The 23,737-nt window shown below is 61.3% G+C and carries 24 protein-coding genes and 1 other RNA gene; 15 read left to right on the top strand and 10 right to left on the bottom strand.

Features of this window, described 5'->3' with window-relative positions; genetic code table 11:
- Positions 1-54: 54 nt before the first annotated feature.
- Positions 55-1,422 (top strand): CYTH domain-containing protein, encoded by a 1,368-nt coding sequence (locus tag E4P01_RS05095; protein WP_078822592.1) that lies wholly within the window; start codon positions 55-57, stop codon positions 1,420-1,422.
- Between the two features lie 70 nt (positions 1,423-1,492).
- On the opposite strand, the gene E4P01_RS05090 is transcribed toward E4P01_RS05095, so the two are convergent.
- Entirely contained in the window at positions 1,493-1,963 is a 471-nt protein-coding gene (locus E4P01_RS05090) for an Lrp/AsnC family transcriptional regulator (RefSeq protein ID WP_005792372.1), read from the bottom strand.
- Between the two features lie 127 nt (positions 1,964-2,090).
- On the opposite strand from E4P01_RS05090, the gene E4P01_RS05085 reads away from it, so the two are divergent.
- From E4P01_RS05085 to E4P01_RS05060, 6 genes are all read left to right on the top strand, one after another.
- Positions 2,091-2,429, top strand: coding sequence for a hypothetical protein (locus tag E4P01_RS05085; protein WP_216090453.1), 339 nt, complete (start codon positions 2,091-2,093; stop codon positions 2,427-2,429).
- An 82-nt stretch (positions 2,430-2,511) separates the two neighbouring features.
- The gene (locus tag E4P01_RS05080) at positions 2,512-4,206 is read left to right on the top strand and encodes a GspE/PulE family protein (protein WP_216090454.1); all 1,695 of its coding nucleotides are present in this window, start codon (positions 2,512-2,514) and stop codon (positions 4,204-4,206) included.
- Between the two features lie 76 nt (positions 4,207-4,282).
- Positions 4,283-5,203, top strand: coding sequence for an SPFH domain-containing protein (locus E4P01_RS05075; RefSeq protein ID WP_003195285.1), 921 nt, complete (start codon positions 4,283-4,285; stop codon positions 5,201-5,203).
- Between the two features lie 10 nt (positions 5,204-5,213).
- The gene (locus E4P01_RS05070; protein ID WP_005792377.1) at positions 5,214-5,660 is read left to right on the top strand and encodes an NfeD family protein; all 447 of its coding nucleotides are present in this window, start codon (positions 5,214-5,216) and stop codon (positions 5,658-5,660) included.
- Between the two features lie 68 nt (positions 5,661-5,728).
- Complete coding sequence (locus E4P01_RS05065) at positions 5,729-6,043, top strand: DUF2388 domain-containing protein (protein ID WP_003176799.1); 315 nt, start codon at positions 5,729-5,731, stop codon at positions 6,041-6,043.
- Between the two features lie 164 nt (positions 6,044-6,207).
- Entirely contained in the window at positions 6,208-7,350 is a 1,143-nt protein-coding gene (locus E4P01_RS05060) for a DegT/DnrJ/EryC1/StrS aminotransferase family protein (RefSeq protein ID WP_032878841.1), read from the top strand.
- 144 nt (positions 7,351-7,494) lie between these two features.
- Here E4P01_RS05060 and gcvH read toward each other — a convergent pair whose 3' ends face one another.
- The 8 genes from gcvH to E4P01_RS05020 form a co-directional block, all read right to left on the bottom strand.
- Entirely contained in the window at positions 7,495-7,878 is a 384-nt protein-coding gene (gene gcvH / locus E4P01_RS05055) for a glycine cleavage system protein GcvH (RefSeq protein WP_032878840.1), read from the bottom strand.
- 53 nt (positions 7,879-7,931) lie between these two features.
- The gene (gcvT, locus tag E4P01_RS05050; RefSeq protein ID WP_032878838.1) at positions 7,932-9,014 is read right to left on the bottom strand and encodes a glycine cleavage system aminomethyltransferase GcvT; all 1,083 of its coding nucleotides are present in this window, start codon (positions 9,012-9,014) and stop codon (positions 7,932-7,934) included.
- 156 nt (positions 9,015-9,170) lie between these two features.
- On the bottom strand, positions 9,171-10,787 hold the full coding sequence (locus tag E4P01_RS05045; protein ID WP_078822594.1) for an iron ABC transporter permease: 1,617 nt from the start codon (positions 10,785-10,787) through the stop codon (positions 9,171-9,173).
- Positions 10,788-10,949: 162 nt separating this feature from the next.
- Positions 10,950-11,954 (bottom strand): extracellular solute-binding protein, encoded by a 1,005-nt coding sequence (locus E4P01_RS05040; protein ID WP_032878835.1) that lies wholly within the window; start codon positions 11,952-11,954, stop codon positions 10,950-10,952.
- A 159-nt stretch (positions 11,955-12,113) separates the two neighbouring features.
- A complete protein-coding gene (locus E4P01_RS05035) occupies positions 12,114-13,331 on the bottom strand; it encodes a 2-octaprenyl-3-methyl-6-methoxy-1,4-benzoquinol hydroxylase (protein ID WP_177464456.1) in 1,218 nt (405 codons plus the stop codon).
- Positions 13,332-13,392: 61 nt separating this feature from the next.
- A complete protein-coding gene (gene ubiH / locus E4P01_RS05030; protein ID WP_216090455.1) occupies positions 13,393-14,580 on the bottom strand; it encodes a 2-octaprenyl-6-methoxyphenyl hydroxylase in 1,188 nt (395 codons plus the stop codon).
- A complete protein-coding gene (pepP, locus tag E4P01_RS05025; RefSeq protein ID WP_032878828.1) occupies positions 14,577-15,899 on the bottom strand; it encodes a Xaa-Pro aminopeptidase in 1,323 nt (440 codons plus the stop codon). The genes ubiH and pepP overlap by 4 nt, the downstream gene beginning before the upstream one ends.
- 20 nt (positions 15,900-15,919) lie before the next feature.
- Positions 15,920-16,477 (bottom strand): YecA family protein, encoded by a 558-nt coding sequence (locus E4P01_RS05020; RefSeq protein WP_216090456.1) that lies wholly within the window; start codon positions 16,475-16,477, stop codon positions 15,920-15,922.
- A 138-nt stretch (positions 16,478-16,615) separates the two neighbouring features.
- Between E4P01_RS05020 and E4P01_RS05015 the strand changes: the two genes are divergently transcribed.
- The 4 genes from E4P01_RS05015 (at position 16,616) to E4P01_RS05000 (ending at position 18,036) form a co-directional block, all read left to right on the top strand.
- Positions 16,616-16,825, top strand: coding sequence for a TIGR02449 family protein (locus E4P01_RS05015; protein WP_003177365.1), 210 nt, complete (start codon positions 16,616-16,618; stop codon positions 16,823-16,825).
- Complete coding sequence (locus E4P01_RS05010) at positions 16,822-17,139, top strand: cell division protein ZapA (protein WP_005792389.1); 318 nt, start codon at positions 16,822-16,824, stop codon at positions 17,137-17,139. Before E4P01_RS05015 ends, E4P01_RS05010 begins: the two co-directional genes overlap by 4 nt.
- 30 nt (positions 17,140-17,169) lie before the next feature.
- Positions 17,170-17,348, top strand: a non-coding RNA gene (ssrS, locus tag E4P01_RS05005) — 6S RNA.
- Between the two features lie 58 nt (positions 17,349-17,406).
- Complete coding sequence (locus tag E4P01_RS05000; RefSeq protein WP_032878825.1) at positions 17,407-18,036, top strand: 5-formyltetrahydrofolate cyclo-ligase; 630 nt, start codon at positions 17,407-17,409, stop codon at positions 18,034-18,036.
- Between the two features lie 7 nt (positions 18,037-18,043).
- Here the strand turns inward: E4P01_RS05000 and E4P01_RS04995 are convergent, their stop codons facing one another.
- Complete coding sequence (locus E4P01_RS04995) at positions 18,044-18,190, bottom strand: hypothetical protein (RefSeq protein WP_005792392.1); 147 nt, start codon at positions 18,188-18,190, stop codon at positions 18,044-18,046.
- 194 nt (positions 18,191-18,384) lie between these two features.
- Here E4P01_RS04995 and E4P01_RS04990 point away from each other — a divergent pair, with 194 nt between their 5' ends.
- The 4 genes from E4P01_RS04990 (at position 18,385) to E4P01_RS04975 (ending at position 23,700) form a co-directional block, all read left to right on the top strand.
- Positions 18,385-18,834 carry an EVE domain-containing protein gene (locus tag E4P01_RS04990; RefSeq protein WP_032878824.1) on the top strand — a complete coding sequence of 150 codons (450 nt, stop codon included), beginning with the start codon at positions 18,385-18,387 and terminating at the stop codon, positions 18,832-18,834.
- Between the two features lie 68 nt (positions 18,835-18,902).
- Entirely contained in the window at positions 18,903-19,868 is a 966-nt protein-coding gene (locus tag E4P01_RS04985; protein ID WP_032878823.1) for a biotin/lipoyl-binding protein, read from the top strand.
- Positions 19,865-22,582 carry a ribosome-associated ATPase/putative transporter RbbA gene (rbbA, locus tag E4P01_RS04980; protein ID WP_216090457.1) on the top strand — a complete coding sequence of 906 codons (2,718 nt, stop codon included), beginning with the start codon at positions 19,865-19,867 and terminating at the stop codon, positions 22,580-22,582. Before E4P01_RS04985 ends, rbbA begins: the two co-directional genes overlap by 4 nt.
- On the top strand, positions 22,582-23,700 hold the full coding sequence (locus E4P01_RS04975) for an ABC transporter permease (protein ID WP_216090458.1): 1,119 nt from the start codon (positions 22,582-22,584) through the stop codon (positions 23,698-23,700). The genes rbbA and E4P01_RS04975 overlap by 1 nt, the downstream gene beginning before the upstream one ends.
- Positions 23,701-23,737: the final 37 nt, after the last annotated feature.

Below are 23,737 nucleotides of genomic sequence, written 5' to 3'. Positions count from 1 at the left end.
CCTTGGCAGCCACACTTTTCCCCGGCTGCGCTCCCGATCCTGGATTTTCCGGCCATGCAGAAAGAAACCGAAATCAAGCTCCGCGTCAGCCGCGAAACACTCGCCGCGCTACGTGAGCACCCGCTACTGAAAAAACGCAACAAAAGTGGCTGGGAACGCCGTGAGTTGATGAATCAGTACTTCGACACCCCCGAGCGCGACCTGGCGCAGGCCAAGGTCGCCCTGCGCCTGCGCAAGGACGGTGACGACATCATTCAGACCCTCAAGACCCGTGGCCAAAGCGTTGCCGGCTTGTCGGAGCGCAACGAGTACAACTGGGACCTGCCCAAAGCCAAGCTCGATGTGAAGAAACTCGACGGCGAGTGCTGGCCCGAGCAACTGGCCGAGTTGGACAAAAAGACCCTCAAGCCGATCTTCACCACCGACTTCGTGCGTGAACGCGCCGAAATCGCCTGGGGCCGTGGCAAGGCCAAGGTGGTGATCGAAGCCGCCCTGGACCTGGGCCATGTGGTGGTTGGCAAGCAGAAGGAAGAAATCTGCGAGCTGGAACTGGAATTGCGCGAAGGCGAACCCGCCGCCCTGCTGGAGCTGGCCGCCGAACTGGCTGCGACCCTGGCGCTGATGCCCTGTGACATCAGCAAAGCCGAGCGCGGCTATCGCCTGTATGACGCGAGCAGCTACTCATTGAGCCTGCCGGCACCGCAGATCCACGCCGAAATGCCTTTGGATGATGCTTTCGCTGCAATCATGTGGCACCTGTTGGGCAGTAGCCAGCGCCTGGCCGAGCAATACCGTTTCAACGGCCACTGGCGCTTGCTGCAGGACTGGGTCGAGAACCTGGGTGAGTTGCGCGCGCTGATCGGCAGCCTCGGCCAGGCCGCGCCGCGCCAATCCACCAGCGAACTGCGCAGCGCCCTGGATGCACTGCTGGAAGACTGGCGCCCGCTGGTCCAGGCCGGTGACGACGATGAAGACATTCGCAAAGCCGCACCGGAGCAGTTCATCGAAGAATTGCAAGATGTACGCTGGGGCCTGTTCTCACTGAATACCTCGCGCTGGCTGCTGGACCGTACCTGGACCGCCGAGCGCAACGTGCGCGGCAACCGCCAGGGTGCTGCGCAAATCACCAACTGGCTGCCACGCCTGCTGGCCGACGACGCCGTCGCCCTGCAACTGCCGCGCTACCAGCAACAGCCCGAAGACCTCGCCGAGCAACTGCCGCGCATCGAACGCATCCAGGCCTGGCTGCACCATGCGCGCCATGTGGTAGACATTGCGGAACTGGACCGTTTGTACGGCGAGCTGAACAAGCTGGCGCAGTTGGCTAACCAGCCGATCACCGATGAATCGCTGGATGCGCGTATGCACCAGGCGATTGCGGTGTATCAGAACCGGGCCTGGAAGACCCTCCTGCGCCTGTAAAATCGCATCGGGAGCAAGCCCCCTCCCACATTGTGTGGGAGGGGGCTTGCTCCCGATGAGGCCCGCCCTGTCAGCGCAATACTGGCAGGCTGGTAGTGGACTTGATCTCCGACAACGCCACGATGGAGTTGACCTCCTGGATCCCCGGCACCATCGATAACTTCTCGAAGAAAAACCGCTCATACGCCTCGATGTCCGAAGTGACGATGCGCAGCAGAAAATCCACCGACCCCATCAGCACATAACACTCCAGCACCTCCGCAAATCCGCGAATCGCTTCGGTGAACTCAGTGAAGTTGGAGCGGCCGTGAGCGTTGAGTTTGATCTCGGCGAAAATCTGCGTGTTGAGCCCGATTTTCTTGCGGTCCAAGAGGGTGACCTGGCCCCGGATCACGCCCTCTTCCTTGAGCCGCTGAATGCGTCGCCAGCACGGAGACTGCGACAGGCCGACCTGCTCGGCGATCTGTGCGCTGGAGAGCGAGGCGTCCTCTTGCAGCAGGGCCAGAATGCGGCGATCGTAGACGTCCAACTCGCTGTGCATAGAAATACCTGTGGATGTGTATTTTTTGAATTGATTGATTCGATAATGCGCCAATAGGGCTCATCTTAGATAAGAAATCTCCCTAGGCGAATGTGAAAATTCCTCCAGTCGATTTTGGAGAGTCAGTATGCACGCCGTCGAAACCGCCCACCCTGTCACCCGCGTCGATGCGTGGGCCGTCAACAGCGCCCACTGCCAGGCGCACTATCGGATCGTCGCCGAGGCTGAGCCCGACGTGCTGTGCCGGGTGCTGAACTACTTTGCGCTGCAGTTCCTGACGCCAGCCCACGTCAATATGAGCCAGGACGCCGACCTGCTGAATATCGATATCGTGATCGACGGCCTTAGCTGGCACCGTGCCCAAGTCATCGGTGAAAAGATTCGAAACCTGATCAGTGTCTGCGACCTGGAGTTGTGGCCGGCTGATGCCGAGCGGCCTCAGGCACTGGCGGCGACGGCGCGGTAAAAACCTGCAATACACCTGGGAACGAGGATTTCCAGCGGCTGACTAGTCTGGGATTACACCCCAAACCGCCCAGGAAACCTGCATGACCGCCGCCTCCCTCGACCACCCCTTGGAACTGCAACAATTATTGCCGGCATTGATCGAGCAAGGGCTGATTACCGCACAGGCGGCCCATAGCATTCAGGCAGCATCTTGCACTCAACATCCCCTGGAATGCATCGCAGCCCAAGGCCCTTGTCTTGAGACCCTGACCCAATGGCTGGCACAACATGCAGGTCAGCCTTACCTGCGCATCGACCCGTTGAAGATCGACGTGGCGAGCGTGGTGCCGTTGATGTCCCATGCCTTCGCCCAGCGCCACGGCATTCTTGCGGTCGCCGTGGATGCCCAAAGCGTCACGATCGCCAGCGCCCAGCCGTACATCAGCGCCTGGGAAGCCGGGCTCGCTCAAGTGCTCAAACGCACCATCAAGCGCGTGGTGGCCAACCCCCGCGATATCCAGCGCTGCCTCCACGAGTTTTACCGCTTGGCCAAGTCAGTCAGCGGCGCCGATCAGAAAATGGCGATACCCGGCAACGTCGAACTGCTCAGCCTCGGCGCCAGCGACAAGGAGCCCGATGCCAATGACGCGCATATCGTCAATATCGTCGACTGGCTGTTGCAATACGCCTTTGCCCAACGGGCCAGCGATATTCATATCGAACCCTGTCGCGATCAGGGCCGGGTGCGTTTTCGCATCGACGGGCTGTTGCATGACGTCTATCAATTTCCGCCTCAGGTCACCACCGCAGTGGTCAGCCGCTTGAAAAGTCTTGGGCGAATGAATGTGGCCGAGAAACGCAAACCCCAGGATGGTCGCGTCAAGACCAGGAACCCGGCAGGCGCGGAAGTGGAATTGCGCCTTTCGACCCTGCCGACCGCGTTTGGCGAAAAGCTGGTGATGCGGATTTTTGACCCTCAGGTGCTGCTCAAGGACTTCGACCAGCTGGGCTTGTCGAGCGCCGATCAGCAGCGCTGGCACGCCATGACTCGGCAAGCCAATGGCATCATCCTGGTCACAGGCCCGACCGGCTCGGGCAAGACCAGCACCCTCTACACCACCCTCAAGCAACTGGCGACCCGAGAGGTCAACCTGTGCACGGTAGAAGACCCGATTGAAATGGTCGAGCCGGCGTTCAATCAAATGCAGGTCCAACACAATATCGACCTCACCTTTGCCAGCGGCGTCCGCGCCCTGCTGCGCCAGGACCCGGACATCATCATGATCGGTGAAATCCGTGACCGGGAAACCGCCGAGATGGCCATACAGGCCGCACTGACCGGGCACCTGGTGTTCTCGACCCTGCATACCAACGATGCGCCCAGCGCCATCAGCCGACTGCAGGAGCTTGGCATTGCTCACTATTTGATCAAGGCCACACTCATAGGCGTCATGGCGCAGCGTCTGGTGAGGGTTTTGTGCACCCACTGCAAGCGTGTGACGGGTGTGGAGAACATAGGCTGCTACGAGGCCGTCGGTTGTGTGGAATGCCGTGACAGCGGTTATCGAGGCCGAGCCGGGCTGTATGAAATCATGCCGTTGGACCCAGCGCTCAAGGCGCTGGTGACTCCCGGTACGGACATACAGGCGCTACGCCGTGAGGCGCTCGCGCAGGGCATGAACAGCTTGCGCATGGCCGGCATCGATAAAGTGAACGCCGGCGTGACCACGATGACGGAAATATTACGGGTCACGCCTGGGGATTCAGAAACAAATCCTTTATTTGTTGGGCCGTGAAACCGTCCTTATCGGTGACCAGACCGCTACAATCGGCCCAACGTCGTTCACTGACATCTTCAGATAAGGAATCGCTATGCAGATCGGAACCGTACTGCTTCTTTTTGTGGGCTTGGCCATCGCCATCCTGTTCATGGGTTTCAAAGTGGTGCCCCAGGGCTACCAATGGACGGTCGAACGTTTCGGCCGCTACACCAACACCCTCAAGCCCGGCCTGAACATCATCATCCCGGTCATGGACCGCATCGGTCGCAAGATCAACGTGATGGAAAGCGTGCTGGACATTCCGCCCCAGGAAGTCATCACTGCCGACAACGCCACCGTGCAGATCGATGCCGTGTGCTTCTTCCAGGTGGTCAACACCGCCCAGGCGGCCTACGAGGTCAACAACCTCGAACACGCAATCCGCAATCTGCTGCAAACCAATATCCGTACCGTCCTGGGCTCCATGGAGCTTGATGCCATGCTCAGCCAGCGTGATGGCATCAACGAGAAGCTGCTGCGCACCGTGGACGAAGCCACTGCGCCGTGGGGCATCAAGATCACCCGTATCGAGATCAAAGATATCAGCCCACCCGCCGACCTGATGGCCGCCATGTCCGGCCAGATGAAAGCCGAGCGAATCAAGCGTGCACAGATCCTCGAAGCCGAGGGCCTGCGTGCGTCGGCGATCCTGACGGCCGAAGGCAAGAAGCAGGCGCAGATCCTTGAAGCCGAAGGTAGCCGCCAGGCCGCGTTCCTGGAGTCCGAAGCACGTGAGCGTCAGGCCGAAGCCGAAGCTCGAGCGACACAAGTGGTGTCCGAAGCCATCGCGTCGGGCAATGTGCAGGCGGTCAACTACTTCGTCGCGCAAAAATACATCGATGCCTTGGGCAAGCTGGCGTCGGCCAACAACAGCAAGGTCATCCTGATGCCGCTGGAAGCCAGCCAGGTGATTGGCGCCGTGGGCGGTATCGGCGAAATCGTCAAGGCAACTTTTGGCAACCAGAAAGGCTGAGGCCAACACCATGTGGGACTTTTTGCTGCATTTGTCGTTCTGGGACTGGTTGGCGCTGGGCACCGTGCTGTTGATTCTTGAGGTGTTCGGCGCCGGCGGTTACCTGCTGTGGATGGGTATCGCCGCGGCCGCAGTGGGGGTGATCAAGTTCCTGGTCCCGCCACTCGGGCTGGAGTGGCAACTGCTGCTGTTCGCCATGCTGTCGATCCTGACGGCCGTGTATTGGTGGAAGCGCCAACGCAGCAGCGCCAAGGTCAGCGATCAACCGGGGTTGAACGAGCGCGGCTCCGAATTGATCGGGCGCACCTTCATGGTGCATCAGGCGATTGTGGATGGCCGGGGCAAGATTAAAGTCGGCGATGGCGTGTGGATGGTCACCGGTGCCGATGCCCCAGCAGGCGCTCAAGTACGCGTGGTTGGCCAGGATGGGGTGATTTTAGAGGTTGAAACTGTTTAGTCAGTGATGGAACTGGATCGACTTAACTACAATCAAAACGTACAGATAACCCACCGGAGTCACCCATCATGCGTCTTAAATATGCTGTCGCAACCCTCGCTGTGCTTTCCCTACCTGTCGGCTCAGCCATGGCCGATAGCTTTTGGCGTAATGTCATCTCGTCGGGCGCCACCACTGGCTCGACTTACCTGACATTCAAGGACCACAAGCTGGTAGTCGCCGCCCAGGACGACGCGGGCAGCTTCGTCGCCAGCGACGGCGGCATCCGCGGCCCGTACCTGGAAGCGGCCATGCAGAAGGTCCGCGCCGACAACCCTGGCCTTCAGGCCACGGACATGGAACTGGCTAACGCCATCCTGGCGAAGAATGCTGTAACCGAGTAACAGCCGCACCGATAAAAAATGCCGCTTTTTCAAGCGGCATTTTTTTGCCTGCCCTATGACGAATCGTTCATAAGCGACAGGCTATATTCAGTCTTGCCGTGCAACCATGCGTTACTGACACGTTTAACATTCATCGCCTATCTTGAACGGATGCCTTCTTCGTCATGAGCCAACAGCCTTTCCTGCCGTTTTCCAAACCGACCATTGATGAAGCCACCATTTCGGCAGTCGGCGATGTCCTGCGTTCCGGCTGGATCACCAGCGGGCCAAAAGTGCAGGCGTTCGAGGCGCAGTTGTCGGAATACTTTGGCGGGAGGCCGGTGCGCACCTTCAACTCGGGCACCTGCACCATGGAGATCGCCTTGCGCATCGCCGGTATCGGGCCTGGGGATGAAGTCATCACGACACCGATTTCCTGGGTGGCCACCGCCAACGTCATCCTCGAAGTCGGCGCTACTCCAGTGTTCGCCGATATCGACCCGATTACCCGCAACATTGACCTGGCCCAGGTTGAGGCGGCAATCACCCCACGTACCAAAGCGATCATCCCGGTCTACCTGGCGGGCTTGCCCCTGGACATGCCGATGCTTTACGCGCTGGCCAACAAGTACAACCTGCGTATCGTCGAAGACGCCGCGCAAGCCTTGGGCTCCAGCTGGGACGGGGAACGCATCGGTGCAACCGGCGACTTCGTGTCGTTCAGCTTTCAGGCGAACAAGAACATCACCTCATCCGAGGGTGGCTGCCTGGTGTTGAACAACGCCGAGGAGGCTCGCCTGGCAGAGAAGTATCGCCTGCAGGGCGTGACCCGCACCGGTTTCGATGGCCTGGATGTGGATGTCCTGGGCGGCAAGTTCAATATGACCGACATCGCCGCCGCCATTGGCCTGGGGCAGTTTGCGCATATCGAGAAGATCACGGCCCACCGCCAGCACCTGGCACGCCACTACTTCCAGTGCTTTGGCAGTGACTTCGAAGAGAAATATGGCGCGCAACTGCCGCCGGCGGATTTCGAGAACAGCAACTGGCACCTGTTCCAACTGGTGTTGCCGGAGCGCCAGGACGGCTTGCCTGCTCGCGCAACGTTCATGGAGCAGATGCAGGCCCACGGCGTTGGCATTGGCTATCACTACCCGCCGATCCACTTGCTGAGCCTGTATCGGGCACAGGGTTTCAAGGAAGGCATGTTCCCGGTGGCGGAGCGTGTTGGGCGTTTGATCGTGTCGTTGCCGATGTTCACGGCAATGACAGAGGCGGATGTGGAGCGGGCTGTAGCGGCGGTTAAAGCGGTACTGAAGAAAGACTGAACACAACCAGCAGGCACACCCCAATCAACTGTGGGAGCTGGCTTGCCTGCGATGCAGGCACCTCGGTGTATCGGTGATACACGGGTGATCCAATCGCAGGCAAGCCAGCTCCCACATTGATGTGTGCTGTTGCAGCTATTGCGTTTAGTCGCCGATGGCGGCTTTGTAGCCGGCGGCATCCAGCAGTTTGTCCAGTTCAGCCTTGTCGCTTGGCTTGAGCTTGAAGATCCAGGCGCCATAAGGGTCAGAGTTCAGCAGCTCAGGGCTGCCACTCAGCTCTTCGTTGACAGCAATCACTTCGCCGGCAATCGGCGAGTAGATATCCGAAGCTGCTTTGACCGACTCCACCACACCCGCCTGATCTTGAGCGGCAAACACCTTGCCCACTTCAGTCAGCTCAACAAACACCACATCACCCAAAGCTTCCTGTGCATGGTCGGAGATGCCGACAGTCACGGTGCCATCAGCTTCCAGACGGGCCCATTCGTGACTTTCGGCAAAACGCAGGTCGGCAGGGATATTGCTCATAGTCTGTGTCCTCAAGAAGAAATGTCAGCGGCCATTGGCCTGCCGGAAAATAGTTAGATCAAGGTTTTACCATGGCGCACGAAGGTCGGCTTGACCACTCGAACCGGGTACCACTTGCCGCGGATTTCCACTTCGGCCCGGTCGGCAGTCGCCGCCGGTACGCGCGCCAGAGCAATGGATTTGCTTAGCGTAGGCGAGAAACTACCACTGGTGATCTCTCCTTCGCCAACATTGGCGATACGAACCACCTGGTGAGCGCGTAAAACTCCACGCTCTTCCAGCACCAGCCCGACCAATTTGAACTGCACACCGGCCGCCTTTTCCGCTTCCAGCGCGGCACGACCGATAAAATTGCGCCCGGCAGGTTCCCAGGCAATGCTCCAGGCCATATTGGCCGCCAGGGGCGATACCTGCTGATGGATATCCTGGCCGTACAGGTTCATGCCGGCCTCCAGGCGCAAGGTATCGCGGGCGCCGAGGCCGATAGGTGAAATGCCCGCCCCCACCAGATCGTTGAAAAAACCCGGTGCCTGGTCGGCGGGCAGGACAATTTCCAGGCCGTCTTCGCCGGTGTAGCCGGTACGGGCGATAAACCAGTCGCCGTCGGCATGGCCTTCGAACGGCTTGAGCTGGTGGATCAGGATGCCACGGGACTGAGTCACCAGTTCGGCGATCTTATGCCGGGCATGAGGCCCTTGGATGGCAAGCATGGCCAATTCGGACCGCTCATGCAGCTGCACCTGGTAAGCGCCCAGTTGCGCCTGCATCCAGGCCATATCCTGATCGCGGGTGGCGGCATTGACCACCAGCCGGTACCCGGTTTCGGTTCGGTAGACGATCATATCGTCCACCACTCCGCCTTGCTCGTTGAGCATGGCGCTGTACAGCGCACGGCCGCAGCCGTGCAATCGATCGACGTCATTGGCCAGCAGGTGCTGAAGCCATTCCTTGGCCTGAGGGCCGGTGACATCGATTACGGTCATATGAGATACATCGAACACCCCACAGTCGCGCCGCACCTGATGGTGTTCTTCAACCTGCGAGCCGTAATGCAAAGGCATATCCCAACCGCCAAAATCGACCATTTTCGCGCCGAGGGCGAGATGCAGGTCATACAAAGGCGTACGCTGTCCCATGGGTTTCTCCTTCCGGGCTTGGCGAAGGTGCGCAGAGCTGCCACTTGTGCCGAACACCTTGATTTACAAGGCCCGCAGCCACATACAGCAGGTCGATCCGAAAGACGGAGCGCACCGAATGCCGCGCATTGTAGCCTCATGCCGTAGGACTGGCACCTAACCGATTTGCCGAGCAGAGCGACGGATCAGCCCGATGACCGGCAACAACCCGACCAGCACCAGGGTCAACGCCGGCAAAGAAGCCCGCGCCCATTCACCTTCACTGGTCATCTCGAAGATCCGTACCGCCAGCGTGTCCCAGCCAAACGGGCGCATCAGCAATGTCGCGGGCATTTCCTTGAGTACATCCACGAACACCAGCAGCGCCGCGCTCAGGGTGCCGGGCAACAACAACGGCAGATACACTTTGCAAAACAGTCGTGGACCGCTCACCCCAAGGCTGCGTGCAGCTTCGGGCAATGACGGACGAATGCGCGCCAGGCTGTTTTCCAAAGGCCCGTAGGCCACTGCCAGGAACCGTACCAGGTAAGCCAGCACCAATGCCGACAGGCTGCCCAACAGCAAGGGCCTGCCCGCACCGCCCAGCCAGCCGGACAGTGGCACCACCAGCTCGCGGTCCAGGTAGCTGAACGCCAACATGATCGACACCGCCAGCACCGAGCCCGGCAAGGCATAACCGACATTGGCCAGGCTGATACCGGAGCGAATCGCCCGGGTCGGCGCCAGGCGGTTGGCAAAGGCCAGGATCATCGCCACGCTGACGGTAATCAGCGCGGCAATACCACCCAGGTAGAGGGTGTGGACGATCAGGCCCGTATAGCGCTCATCCAGGTCGAAGCGCCCGCGCTGCCAGAACCAGGCCACCAGTTGCAGCATCGGGATCACAAACGCACAGGCAAATACCAGGCCGCACCAGGCGCTGGCCGCCACGGCCTTGAACCCGTGCAGGTGGTACAACGCCTTGCCGCGTGGCCGCTCATTGCTCGGTCGGCTGGCTCCACGCGCGCGCCGCTCGCCATACAGCACCAACATCACAACCAGCAGCAACAGGCTGGCCAGTTGCGCGGCGCTGGAAAGGCTGAAAAAGCCATACCAGGTTTTGTAGATAGCCGTGGTGAAGGTATCGAAATTGAACACCGAGACGGCGCCGAAATCTGCCAGGGTCTCCATCAACGCCAGGGCCACACCGGCACCAATCGCTGGTCGCGCCATCGGCAACGCCACGCGCCAGAATGCTTGCCATGGCGATTGCCCCAATACCCGCGCCGCTTCCATCAAACCCTTGCCCTGGGCCAGAAACGCAGAACGTGCCAGCAGGTAAACGTAGGGATAGAACACCAGCACCAACACGATGATCACGCCGCTGGTGGAGCGCACTCGCGGCAAGCGCAGCCCATTGCCGAACCATTCGCGCAGCAGGGTTTGCACGGGCCCTGCAAAGTCCAGCAGACCGACGAACACGAAGGCCAGCACATAAGCCGGGATCGCAAAGGGCAGCATCAGCGCCCAATCGAGCCAACGTCGCCCGGGGAATTCGCAGAGGCTGGTCAACCAGGCCAGGCTGACGCCCAGCAGCGTCACACCAATACCGACGCCGAGTACCAGGGTCAGGGTGTTGCCCAGCAAGCGCGGCATCTGGGTGTCCCAGAGGTGGGACCAGATCTGGTGGTCGATGCTTTGCCAGGACAGCAGCAGCACGCTCAGCGGCAGCAGCACCAGGGCGGCGACGGTGAAGACCGGCAGGTACCAGCGGCGTTGGGCGGGGTGGGCCAAGAGCAAACTCTCTGTGAACGGGTTATCTAAAGGGGAGACACAAAACAATGTGGGAGGGGGCTTGCTCCCGATAGCGGAGTGCCAGTCAATGATGATTAGACTGATACCCCGCTATCGGGGGCAAGCCCCCTCCCACATTTAGATCTGTGGCAATTTACACATTCAGTTCCAGCCAGCGCGATCCATCAGGCGAATGGCTTCAGCCTGGCGCTTGCCCGCCACTTCTACCGGTAAGGTATCGGCCACGAACTTGCCCCAGCTCGCCACTTCCGCCGATGGCGGTACCGCCGGGTTGGCCGGGAACTCCTGGTTCACGTCGGCAAAGATTTTCTGCGCCTCAGGCGTGGTCATCCACTCCACCAGCGCCTTGGCTGCTTGCGGGTGCGGCGCGTGCCTGGTCAGGCCGATGCCCGACAGGTTCACATGCACGCCACGGTCGCCCTGGTTCGGCCAGAACAGTTTCACCGCCAGATCCGGCTTCTGCTTGTGCAGGCGGCCGTAGTAGTAGGTGTTGACGATACCCACGTCGCACTGTCCGGCATTGATGGCTTCCAGCACGGCGATGTCATCGGAGAACACGTCGGTGGACAGGTTGTTGACCCAGCCCTTGACGATCTCTTCGGTCTTGGCCGCGCCATGGGTTTCGATCAACGTGGCGGTCAGTGACTGGTTGTAGACTTTTTTCGCGGTACGCAGGCACAGGCGGCCTTCCCATTGCTTGTCTGCCAGGGCTTCGTAGGTGGTCAGTTCGCCCGGTTTCACCCGCTCGGTGGAATAGGCGATAGTGCGCGCACGCAGGCTCAAGCCGGTCCAGGCGTGGGCCGATGAGCGATATTGCAACGGGATATTCTTGTCGATCACAGCGGAAGTGAACGGTTGCAGGATGCCCATTTGCTCGGCCTGCCAGAGGTTGCCGGCGTCGACGGTGAGCAGCAGATCGGCGGTGGCGTTCTCGCCCTCGGCCTTGATGCGCTGCATCAGCGGCGCTTCCTTGTCGGTGATGAACTTGACCTGCACCCCGGTCTTCTTGGTGTAGGCATCGAATACCGGCTTGATCAGCTCATCGATGCGCGAGGAGTAGACCACGACTTCGTCGGCTGCCTGCACGGTGGTGCTGCCGATCAGGGTGAGTGCCAGGGCAGTCAGGAGGCGCTTGGGTGCCAACATGGGTGCGGTCTCTCATTTGCAAATTGAGGGCAAATGATAAGGACTCACATTTGGTAACGCTCGGTGGAGGCGTTACCAGATGTTGCACAGCCCGAATATGCGCGAGGGTTGAGGACCTCATCGGGGGCAAGCCCCCTCCCACAGGGGACTGTGTTTCAATCAGGGTTTAGCGAGTTCTGGTAGATCGCCAGTCAAACCTAGCGCCTGGCGCACAAACACTGCCTTGGCTTCGGGCATCTGGTCGACGATTTTCAGGCCGGCATTACGCAGCCAGCGCAGCGGCAGTTGATCCGCCTGGAACAAGCGCTCAAAGCCTTCCATTGCCGCCATCAACGCCAGGTTGTGAGGCATGCGCCGCCGCTCGTAACGACTCAGGACCTTAACATCTGCCAGGCGCTCGCCGCGCTCGGTGGCCGCCAACAACACCTCGGCCAATACCGCCGCATCAAGAAAGCCCAGGTTCACGCCCTGCCCCGCCAACGGGTGAATAACGTGGGCAGCATCACCGATCAGTGCCAGGCCTTCGGCCACGTAGCGTTTGGCATGGCGCTGGCGTAACGGCACGCAAACTCGCGGGTCGGCGCTGATCACAGTGCCCAGGCGCCCTTCGAAGGCGCGCTCCAGCTCCCGGCAGAAGCGTTCATCATCCAGGGCCATCAGGCGCTCGGATTCAGCCGGCGTGGTCGACCAGACAATCGAACACCAATCTTCCTGCCCATCCCGTACCAGCGGCAGGAACGCCAGCGGGCCGGTATCGGTAAAGCGTTGCCAGGCCGTGCGCTGGTGCGGCTGGCTGCTGCGCACGCTGGTGACGATCGCGTTATGCAGGTAATCCCACTCGCGGGTCGGGGTGCCGGTCAGGCGGCGTACTGCGGAGTTGGCGCCATCGGCGGCCACCACCAGCGGCGCACGCAACTTGCGCCCGTCAGCCAGGGTCAACAGCCAGTCATCGCCGGAGCGGCGCATCTGTTCCAGGCGCGCATTGGCCAATAGGCCGAGGTCGCAGTCGTGCAAGCGCTCCAGCAAGGCATCCTGCACTACGCGGTTTTCGACGATATGCCCGAGCACCTCGGCATGCACGCTGGCCGCCGAGAAGTGGATCTGTCCGGTGCCGCTGCCGTCCCACACCTGCATCTCGCCGTAAGGGCTGGCGCGACGCTCGACGATGCCGTCCCACACGCCCAGGCGTTCGAGGATGCGTTGGCTGGCAGCGGACAACGCGCTCACCCGCGGCTCAAACGCCGCCTGCGGTTCAAACGGTTTGACGCTTAGCGGGCTGCCGTCGAGCAGCAGCACCTGCAAGCCGCTGCCCTGCAACGCCAGCGCCAGGGCGCTTCCGACCATTCCGGCCCCGACAATCAGCACATCTGCGCGCATGTCCATGCTTTAAGCCTTGTCTCGTGTGCGGCACAGGCCGCCAATAAAGTGATGGGCCGGCTCAAACATCGGAGCGCACCCCCAGCCCCATGGCCTGGCGGGCGAACCAGCGCTTGGCCGGCGGCAACAGATCCAGGCCGAGCAAGCCCAGGTTACGGCCCAGCGCCATTAGCGGCTGGCCGCTGCCAAACAAGCGTGTGACCTGATCGGAAAAGCCTACGGTCAGTTGTTGGTCCAGGCGCTGGCGATCCCGATAGCCTTGCAACGTCGCCAGGTCACCTGGCACTGCCGGGCTGGCCAACAAGGCTTCGGCCAAGGCATTGGCATCGCGCAGGGACAGGTTGAACCCCTGCCCGGCAATCGGGTGCAGGCTGTGGGCGGCATTGCCGAGGACCGCAAGATGCGAGCGCACTTGCTCTTCAGCTTCCACCAGGGTCAGCGGGTACAGATGACGGGCGCCCACTTGCTTGAGGGTGCCCAGGCGATAACCGAATACGCCCTGCAACTCGCTCAGGAAGCTGCGCTCGTCAAGGTCGGCCAGGCGCTGGGCGTCCATGCCGATGCGGGTCCAGACCAGCGCACAGCGGTTGTCCGGCAGCGGCAACAAGGCCATCGGCCCCTCATCGGTAAAGCGCTCGAACGCTTCGCCATTGTGGGCTTCGCTCGGGGTGATATTGGCGATCAGTGCGCTCTGGTTGTAGGGCCGGGTCTTCACGCCAATGCCCAGTTGCTCGCGCAGGCCGGAGCGGCCGCCGTCGGCCAACACCGCGAGGTCGCATTCCAGCACGGTTTCATCGTTGAGGGTCAGGCGATAGCCATCAGGCAGCGGCTCCATGCGCGTGACTTCCGCGGGGCAGCGCCAGCTGACGACGTCTTTATCCAGGCCTTGCCACAGGCATTGGCCCAGCCAGGCGTTTTCCACCACATAGCCCAGAGCCGGTACGCCCTCTTCCATGGCGGACAAGCGCGCGGTAGAGAAACGCCCGCGGTCCGATACGTGGATCTGCTTGATCGGTTCGGCGCGGCGGGCAATGTCCTGCCACAGGCCCAGACGCTGATAAATCTGGCGGGCACCAAAGGACAGCGCCGAAGAACGCGCATCGTAACTGGGCTGGTAGCTGTCGCCCGGGGCAAAGGGTTCGATCAGCACGATCTTCCAGCCACGTGCCTTGGCCCCGGCCTGCAACGCCAGGGCCAGGCTGGCACCCACCAGGCCACCACCAATAATCGCCAGGTTGACCCGGCTCATCGGGCAGCCGCCATCAGTGCTTCGATCTCGGCAACGGTCTTGGGCACCGCGCCGGTCAGGATTTCACAGCCTTGCTTGGTCACTATCACGTCATCCTCGATGCGTACGCCAATGCCACGCCATTTCTTTGCCACGTTCTGGTTGTCCGGGGAAATATAGATGCCCGGCTCCACGGTCAAGGCCATGCCGACTTCCAGCACACGCCATTCACCGCCGACCTTGTACTCGCCCACATCATGCACATCCATGCCCAGCCAGTGGCCGGCGCGGTGCATGTAGAAAGCGCGGTAGGCTTCGCTGGCGATCAGTTCGTCAACGTCACCTTGCAGCAACCCCAACTTCACCAAGCCGGCGGTGATGACCTGCACGGTAGCCTCATGGGCCTGGTTCCAATGCTTGTTCGGTGCGATCTGCTTGAAAGCGGCTTCCTGGGAGGCCAGCACAATCTCGTAGATCGCCTTTTGCTCGGGCGAAAACTTGCCGTTGACCGGCCAGGTGCGGGTGATGTCGCTGGCGTAGCAGTCGATCTCACAACCGGCGTCGATCAGCACCAGGTCGCCATCCTTGAGCAACGCGTCATTCTGCTGGTAATGCAGGATGCAGCTGTTGCGTCCGGCGGCGACGATAGAGCCATAGGCCGGCATTTTCGCGCCGCCCTTGCGGAACTCGTAATCCAGCTCGGCCTCCAGGCTGAACTCATGCAAACCCGCACGGCTGGCCTGCATCGCCCGCACATGGGCCGCGCAGGAAATGCGCGCTGCTTCGCGCATCACCCTCACCTCTGCCGCCGATTTATACAGGCGCATATCGTGGAGCAGATGATCCAGGGCAACGAATTCGTTCGGTGGCTGGGCGCCCAGGTGCGCCTTGGAGCGGATCACGTTGATCCACTCCATCACATGCCGGTCGAATTCGGCGTTGCTGCCCATGGCCGAATATACCCGGTCGCGGCCTTCGATCAGGCCGGGCAGGATGTCGTCGATATCAGTGATAGGGAATGCGTCGTCGGCGCCAAAGTCGCGGATCGCGCCTTCAGTGCCGGCGCGCAGGCCGTCCCACAGCTCGCGCTCAGCGTTGCGCTCACGGCAGAACAACACGTATTCGCCATGCTGGCGACCGGGCATCAGCACGATCACTGCTTCGGGCTCGGGGAAACCGCTCAGGTACTGGAAGTCGCTGTCCTGGCGGTACACGTGCTCGACATCGCGGTTGCGGATGGCCACGGCGGCTGCCGGCAGGATCGCGATGCTGTTGGGTTCCATCTGCGCCATGAGCGCCTTGCGGCGACGGGTGTATTCCGCTTTGGGGATATGAATCATGGGCAGATGGGGTTCCTTTTTTAATGCAGCGAAGGCTTGGGTGCAGCAGGTTCAGCAGACTTTTTGGTCTCGGTGAACAGCAGCAACGGCGCGACGCGCAGGTATTCCATCACTTCCATGTAGTCGCCTTCGCCGTCTTCGGACTCTTCCAGAGCATCTTGCACCTGGGAGATGGCTGCCAGGTCCTGCAGCACTTCCTTGGCGTCGGTGCTCAGCTCCAGGCCACCGGCGTTCACGCCGAAACCGTGGAGGAAACCCTGGCACCACTGGCCCAGGGCAGCAGCACGCTCGGTGAGTGGGGCGTCGTCGGTCGGCAGCAGCAGAACTACGGTGACGTCGTCACCGGTCAGCTCGCCCTTGACCATCTCTTGCAGGCCAATCAACGCGTTGCGCACGTTTTCGTTGGGTTCGGTTTCGAGCAGCTCGGCCACGTCGGCCAACCAGTTGTCGGCATCAAAGCCCACGCCGGTGCAGCTGCGGCCCAACAGCACGCCGTGCAGTTCGGCAGGCGAGCATGGGTGACCGCTGGTGCTCAGCAGTTTGGAAAAAGCGTCGTACGGGGAATTCTGAATGGGCATGGTGAGCTAGGCGCCAGACGGCGCAATGTCTAGAATGGAGCGCTGTATCCTAGCACCGGCAGACGCACCAAGACTATCGAGGGCGTCAGATCGTTTATCCTGCAGTTGCCATTCATCAGACAAATCCAGTGGAACCCAATGGAAGACACCGACCTGCAAGCGCTGATGGCCAGACTCGAACTGCTAATTGATCGGGTCGAGCAACTAAAGAGTCAAAACGGACTCCTATTAGCTCAGGAAAAGACCTGGCGCGAGGAACGCGCTCACCTCATTGAAAAAAACGAAATCGCCCGGCGTAAGGTCGAATCGATGATTTCGCGCCTGAAGGCCCTGGAGCAAGACTCATGAGTTCAAGCAATAGCGTTACCGTGCAGATCCTCGACAAAGAATATTCGATCATCTGCCCCCAGGAAGAACGCAGCAATCTGGTGAGCGCTGCGCGTTACCTGGACGGCAAGATGCGTGAAATCCGCAGCAGCGGCAAAGTGATCGGCGCCGACCGCATCGCCGTGATGGCCGCGCTGAATATCACCCACGATCTGCTGCACAAGCAGGAACGCCCTGACGTGCAGGCCAGCGGCTCGACCCGCGAGCAAGTGCGTGACCTGCTCGAGCGCGTGGATCTGGTGCTTTCCACCGATTCCGACGCACCCAAGGGCTGATTGCCGAGTCTGTTTAAGGTATACTCGCCCCACTCCCTGGCGTGTTTGCCAGTCGGCGATGTCCCTGAGCCGATTCGCACTACCCTGGAAGTTGCACGTTGGGCTGGTGTGCATGTCCGCTAGACGGAAAGCCTTAAAGCCTACTGCTTCTTCCACCTTGAACTTTCGGGTTCAAGGGCTAAGTCGACAGCGGCTCTGTCGGGGAGCCTGAATTCCCAAACTCAATGCCAGTCCCAGGACTGGCATTGTTTTATGAGCCGATAAGCCATGACCGAACCTGCGCCGCTGTCCCGTCCGCAACTTCGACGCATGTTGCGCAAGGCCCGCCGTGCCCTCACGCCGAGCGAGCAGCGCCAGGCCGCCCTTGGCCTGTACCGGCAACTGGCGCAGCACCCGCTGTTTCGCCGGGCCAAACATATTTCCTTATACCTGCCGACGGACGGCGAAATCGATCCGCGCCTGCTGCTGCGCGCGGCGCAGCGCCGTGGCAAGGCCACCTATCTGCCGGTACTGAGTGCCTGGCCGCGCACCAAGATGGTGTTCCAGCGCGTGCGGCCTGGGGATAAGTTGTCGCCCAACCGCTTTGGCATTCTTGAGCCGCGGGTCAATGTCCACCAGCAGCGCAAAGTCTGGGCGCTCGACCTGGTGCTGTTGCCGCTGGTGGGGTTCGATAGCGAAGGCGGACGCCTGGGCATGGGTGGCGGATTCTACGACCGCAGCCTGGCCTACCTGGCCAGGCGCAAAAGCTGGCGCAAGCCGACCTTGCTGGGGTTGGCCCATGAATGTCAGCAGGTAGACCGCTTGGCGCAGGCAAGTTGGGACGTGCCGCTGGCGGGCACTGTCACCGATAAGCACTGGTATGTTGCACAAACGTCGCTGGAACCAGCGACGCCTTGAAGCCTTATTAACGCTTGAATTGTTGCTGCACTGGCGAGAGTTCAACCGGTGCGTCGGCCTTGTTCGACCACAAGCTCTGGGCATACCCGGTGGTCACAACGCCCAGACCAAACAAAATAACCAAAATCCATAGTAAATCCGGTTTACGTTGCATCGATTGCCCCCCTTCAGGCACCTCGTACACGATGACAACAACGTTCCAAAGTAGTCCGTTGCAGCTGCGCCAAGCCTAAAAGCGCGCATTCTGCGGTAACGTGAACCAACACGCAAACCTTGACGCCAACCGACTGTCGGTTTGTCATGCAATTGCCCGACAACTTGCCCAATGCCTTTTTCAGGAGCCCAAAAATGGCCTACTGGCTGATGAAATCCGAGCCTGACGAATTGTCCATCGAGGACCTGGAAAAGCTCGGCGAAGCGCGCTGGGATGGGGTTCGCAACTATCAGGCGCGCAACTTTCTGCGCGCCATGGCGGTGGGCGATGAGTTTTTCTTCTATCACTCCAGCTGTCCGGAGCCAGGGATTGCCGGCATCGGCAAAATCGTCGAGGCCGCCTACCCGGATCCTACAGCGCTGGAACCGGACAGCCATTATTTCGACGCCAAGGCCAGTGCGGAGAAAAATCCGTGGAGTGCCATCACCGTGGGCCACGTCAACACCTTCCCCAAGGTGCTGGGCCTGGGCTATCTAAAGCAGCAAACCGCTCTTGCCGAAATGCCGCTGGTGCAGAAAGGTAGCCGGCTTTCGGTCATGGCGGTCACGCCTGAACAATGGACGGCCATCCTTCAGCTGCTTTAACTGACCGATATCAAGACCCTCACGGGCCAAACCCATCACACTGGACGCTAACGCCGCAGGATGCAGCCATGTCTACGAACCACCATACGTCCCGTCTGTTCGCCATCGCCCTGATCGTCCTCTTGCTGGGGGCGGGGGCCTTTGGCTACTGGCGTTCGACCCAGGACCGCCTGCCCGAGGGCTTGAGCATGGGCAATGGGCGCCTGGAGTCCACCGAAGTGCAAATCGCCGCCAAGATCCCCGGGCGCCTGGCCGAAGTGCACGTGGATGAAGGCGACAAAGTGCTCAAGGGCCAGTTGCTGGCACGCATGGACACCCGCACCCTGCAAGCCCAGCGCGCCCAGGCCGAAGCAGAGGTGTTACGCGCCAGGGAAAACTTCGCCTCTGCTGAAGCCAACGTGCAGTTGCGCCAAAGCGAGCAACTGCTGGCCAGCCAGGAACTCAAGCGCACCCAAGAGCTGTACCGGCGCGGCTTCGCCAGCAGCCAATTGATCGACCAGCAGCAGGCGCGCCAGAACACCGGTAACGCGGCAGTGATCGCCGCCCAAGCCCAGGTCAACGCGGTGAAGGCCGCCATCGGCGCAGCCCAGGCCCAGGTGGCCCAACTCACCAGCGAAATCGACGACAGCAGCCTGCGTGCGCCCATCGACGGCATCATCCAATTGCGCCTGGCCGAGCCGGGCGAAGTGCTCGGCGCGGGTGGGCGCGTGTTGCTGCTGATTGACCCCAATGACCAGTACATGAATCTCTACCTGCCCGCCTCCGTCACCGGCCGCCTGACCGTCGGCAGTGAAGCACGCATCCTGCTCGACGCCCTGCCCCAGCAAGCGCTGCCGGCCAAAATCAGTTTTGTCGCGGCCAAATCCCAGTTCACTCCCAAGGAAGTCGAAACCCGCGATGAGCGGCAAAAACTGGTGTTCCGCGTCAAATTGCGCCTGACTCAGCCCAGCGCCGTGCCACAAGCCAAACCGGGCATGCCCGGCGCGGGCTATGTACGCACGGCCGATGTCGACTGGCCGGCCAACCTGCAATGAGCGGCCTGGCGCTGCACGCCACGGGGATCAACCACCGCTACGGCAAGCAACAGGCACTGCTCGACGTTGCCTTCAGCTTGCCAGCCGGTACCCGCTGCGGGTTGATAGGTCCGGACGGCGCCGGCAAGTCGAGCCTGCTGGGTCTGATCGCCGGGGTTAAAAAGCTGCAGGAGGGCCAGTTGCAGGTGCTCGGCGGTTCCATCCAAGACCGTCGCCACCGCAATAGCCTGTACGCGCGCATTGCCTTTATGCCCCAGGGCCTGGGCGGCAATCTGTACCCCGAGCTGTCCATCAGCGAGAACATCCGTTTCTTCGCCACCTTGTTCGGCCTGTCGAAAACCGATTGCGACCAGCGCATGCACAACCTGCTGCTCGCCACCGACCTCGCACGCTTTGCCGAGCGCCCGGCAGGCAAGCTCTCCGGCGGTATGAAACAGAAGCTCGGCCTGTGCTGCGCGCTGATCCATGATCCGGACCTGTTGATCCTCGACGAGCCCACCACCGGCGTCGACCCGCTGTCCCGCCGGCGTTTCTGGGAGCTGGTAGATAGCGTACGCAGTGAGCGCCCGCAACTGACACTGCTGGTGGCCACCGCCTACATGGAAGAGGCCGAGCAATTCGAGCATTGCCTGATGCTCGACCGTGGCAGGTTGATCGCCGATGGACTGAGCCGCGAACTGGCGGCGATAACGCCCAGCGGCAAGCTGGATGAGGCCTTCACCCACTTCCAGGGCGACAGTGCTCACGACAGCCAGCCGCTGGTAATTCCACCGCGCACAGGCGGCAACGCCGATATCGCTATCCAAGCCCACGACCTGACCCTGCGCTTTGGCGATTTCACCGCGGTGAACAACGTCAGCTTTGCCATTGGCCGCGGCGAGATCTTCGGCTTCCTCGGTTCCAACGGTTGCGGCAAGACCACCACCATGAAAGTGCTGACCGGGCTGATGCCGGCCACCGAGGGCAGTGCAATCCTGCTGGGCAAGCCGGTGGACGCCAAGGACCTGGCGACCCGCAAGCGCGTAGGTTTCATGTCGCAGAGCTTCTCGCTGTATGGCGAACTGAGCGTGCGCCAGAACCTGGTGCTGCATGCGCAACTGTTCGACTTGCCCAAGGCCGACAGCGGTCCGCGCATTGATGAACTGATCCAACGTTTCGACCTGGGTGAAGTGGCCGAACAGCCCTCCGGCGAGTTACCCCTTGGCCTGCGCCAGCGTTTGTCCTTGGCGGTTGCGGTGCTGCATCGCCCGGAAGTGCTGATCCTCGATGAGCCCACCTCGGGTGTCGACCCGGCGGCACGGGATGATTTCTGGCGGTTGCTGATCGAGTTGTCGCGCCAACAAGGCGTGACCATCTTCCTGTCCACCCACTTTATGAACGAAGCCCAGCGCTGCGACCGCATCTCCTTGATGCATGCCGGCAAGGTGTTGGCCTGCGACACGCCCGAGGCGCTGCAACAGCAGTTCCACGGCGATACCCTGGAGGCGGCTTTCGTCACCTGCCTGGAGCAGGCCCAGGGCGAACCCGAATCCAGCGCGCCCCGTGCAACGGTCAACGATGCCCACGCGCCGCCCGCGAGCAAACACGGCTTCAGCCTGGCGCGGTGGTTAGCCGTGGCCAGCCGCGAAGGCAAGGAGCTGCTGCGCGACAAGGTACGCATGGCCTTCGCCCTGCTCGGGGCGATGTTCATGATGGTGATCTTCGGCTACGGGATTTCCCTGGACGTGGAAAACCTCGCCTTCGCCGTCTACGACCAGGACCAGACCCCGCAAAGCCGCGCCTATCTAGAGGCATTTCGCAGTTCGCGCTATTTCGCCGAGCAAGCACCCATTCGCGACGCCAACGAATTGCACCGGCGCCTGCAACGTTCGGAAATCAAGCTGGCCCTGGAGATCCCACCCGGCTTTGGCCGTGACCTATACGCCGGCCGCCAGCCCACCGTCGCGGCCTGGCTCGACGGCGGCATGCCGTTTCGCGCTGAAACCAGCCGCAACTACGTGGAGGCCGTGCACCAGGGCAACCTTGCGCAACTGGCTGAACTCAGTAGCTTACCCTTGAACAACCGGGCCGCCGTCAAGCTTGAAACACGCTTTCGCTACAACCAGGACGTGGTCAGCGTGAATGCCATTGGCCCTGGCGTGATGGCGCTGATCCTGGCGTTCATTCCGGCCATGCTCACCGCCCTCGGCATTGTGCGCGAGAAGGAGCTGGGGTCGATCACCAACTTCTATGCCACACCACTGACGCGCCTGGAGTTCCTGTTGGGTAAACAGGCGCCCTATCTGGTCGTCAGCCTGGTCAACCTGGCACTGTTGGTGGCGATGAACCGCTGGTTGTTCGGTGTACCGTTCAAAGGCAGCGGCCTGACCCTGGCTTTCGGTGGCCTGTTGTACGTGCTGGCGACCACGAGCATGGGCCTGCTGATCTCGGCGTTCACCCGCACCCAGATCGCGGCGATCCTCGGCACCATGATCATCACCAGCCTGCCGACCATCCAGTTTTCCGGGCTGATCGTGCCGCGTTCGTCCCTGGAAGGTGCGGCGGCGCTGATGGGCATGCTGTTTCCGGCCGGGCACTTTCTGGATATTGCGGTGGGCACCTTCACCAAGGCCCTGGACCTGCGCCAGTTGTGGCCACAATGCCTGGCCTTGTTCGGATTTTTCGTCGGTTTTACCGGGCTGAGCCTGGTGATGCTCAAGAAGCAGGAGGCCTGATGCACAAGCTCGCCCATATCCTGCGCCTGGGGCTCAAGGAACTCACCAGCCTGCGCCACGACAGCGTGTTGCTGCTGTTTCTGGCCTACGCCTTCACCGTGGCGATCTACATGCCCGCTGCCGGTTCAGTGATTGGCGTGCACAACGCCAGCGTGGCCTTTGTCGATGAAGATCACAGCGCGCTCTCGCGGCAAATGGCCGAGGCCCTGCAACCACCGGAATTCCAGGCGCCGGCGCCACTGGCCTACGACCAGCTGGACAGGGTCATGGACAGCGGCCAATACACCTTCGTCGTCAATGTACCGGCGAATTTCCAGGCCGACCTGTTGGCGGGGCGCCAGCCGGGGGTGCAGGTGAACATCGATGCCACGGCGATGAGCCAGGCATTCATGGGCGCGGGTTACATCGGGCGGATTTTCCAACGCGAACTGCTGACCTACAGCGGCCAGGCCGACGCTGCCGGCAAAGCTCCGGCCCTGCTGACCACTCGGGCGTTGTTCAATACCAACCTGGAAGGTGGCTGGTTCCTGGCGGTGATCCAGATCGTCAACAACATCACCATCCTCGCCATCGTGCTGACCGGCACCGCCCTGCTGCGCGAACGCGAGCACGGCACCCTCGACCATCTGCTGGTGCTGCCCCTGACCGCGCTGGAGATCATGCTGGCAAAAATCTGGAGCAACATGCTGGTGGTGGTGTTGTGTACGTGGCTGTCCCTGGAACTGGTGGTCAAAGGCTTGCTCGGCGTGCCGCTGGCCGGGTCATTGGGCCTGTTCCTGCTGGTGACGGCGCTGTATTTATTTGCGAGTACTGCGTTGGGGATCTTCCTCGCCACTCTCGCCCGCTCGACGCCGCAGTTCGGCCTGCTGGCGATCCCGGTGATCATTCCCATGCTGTTGCTCTCTGGCGGCAGTACGCCGCTGGATAGCATGCCCGAATGGTTGCAGTGGGTGATGCAGGGCTCGCCATCGACGCATTTTGTAAGCTTGAGTGCCGCGATTCTATTCAGGGACGCGGGGTTGAGCGTGGTGTGGCCAGACTTGCTGGCCCTGACGGGAATTGGCTTGGTATTTTTTGCGGTGGCGTTGGCGCGGTTTCGCAAGAGCCTGGCTTCCTGAGGCGCCTGGCAGGACCTCGCGAATAGCGCTAAGCGCC

It is taken from the genome of Pseudomonas sp. NCIMB 10586, assembly GCF_023127895.1.
Classification (GTDB): Bacteria; Pseudomonadota; Gammaproteobacteria; order Pseudomonadales; family Pseudomonadaceae; genus Aquipseudomonas; species Aquipseudomonas synxantha_A.
The sequence above is the reverse complement of the archived record's forward strand: the minus strand, read 5'-3'. Positions and strand labels throughout refer to the sequence as shown.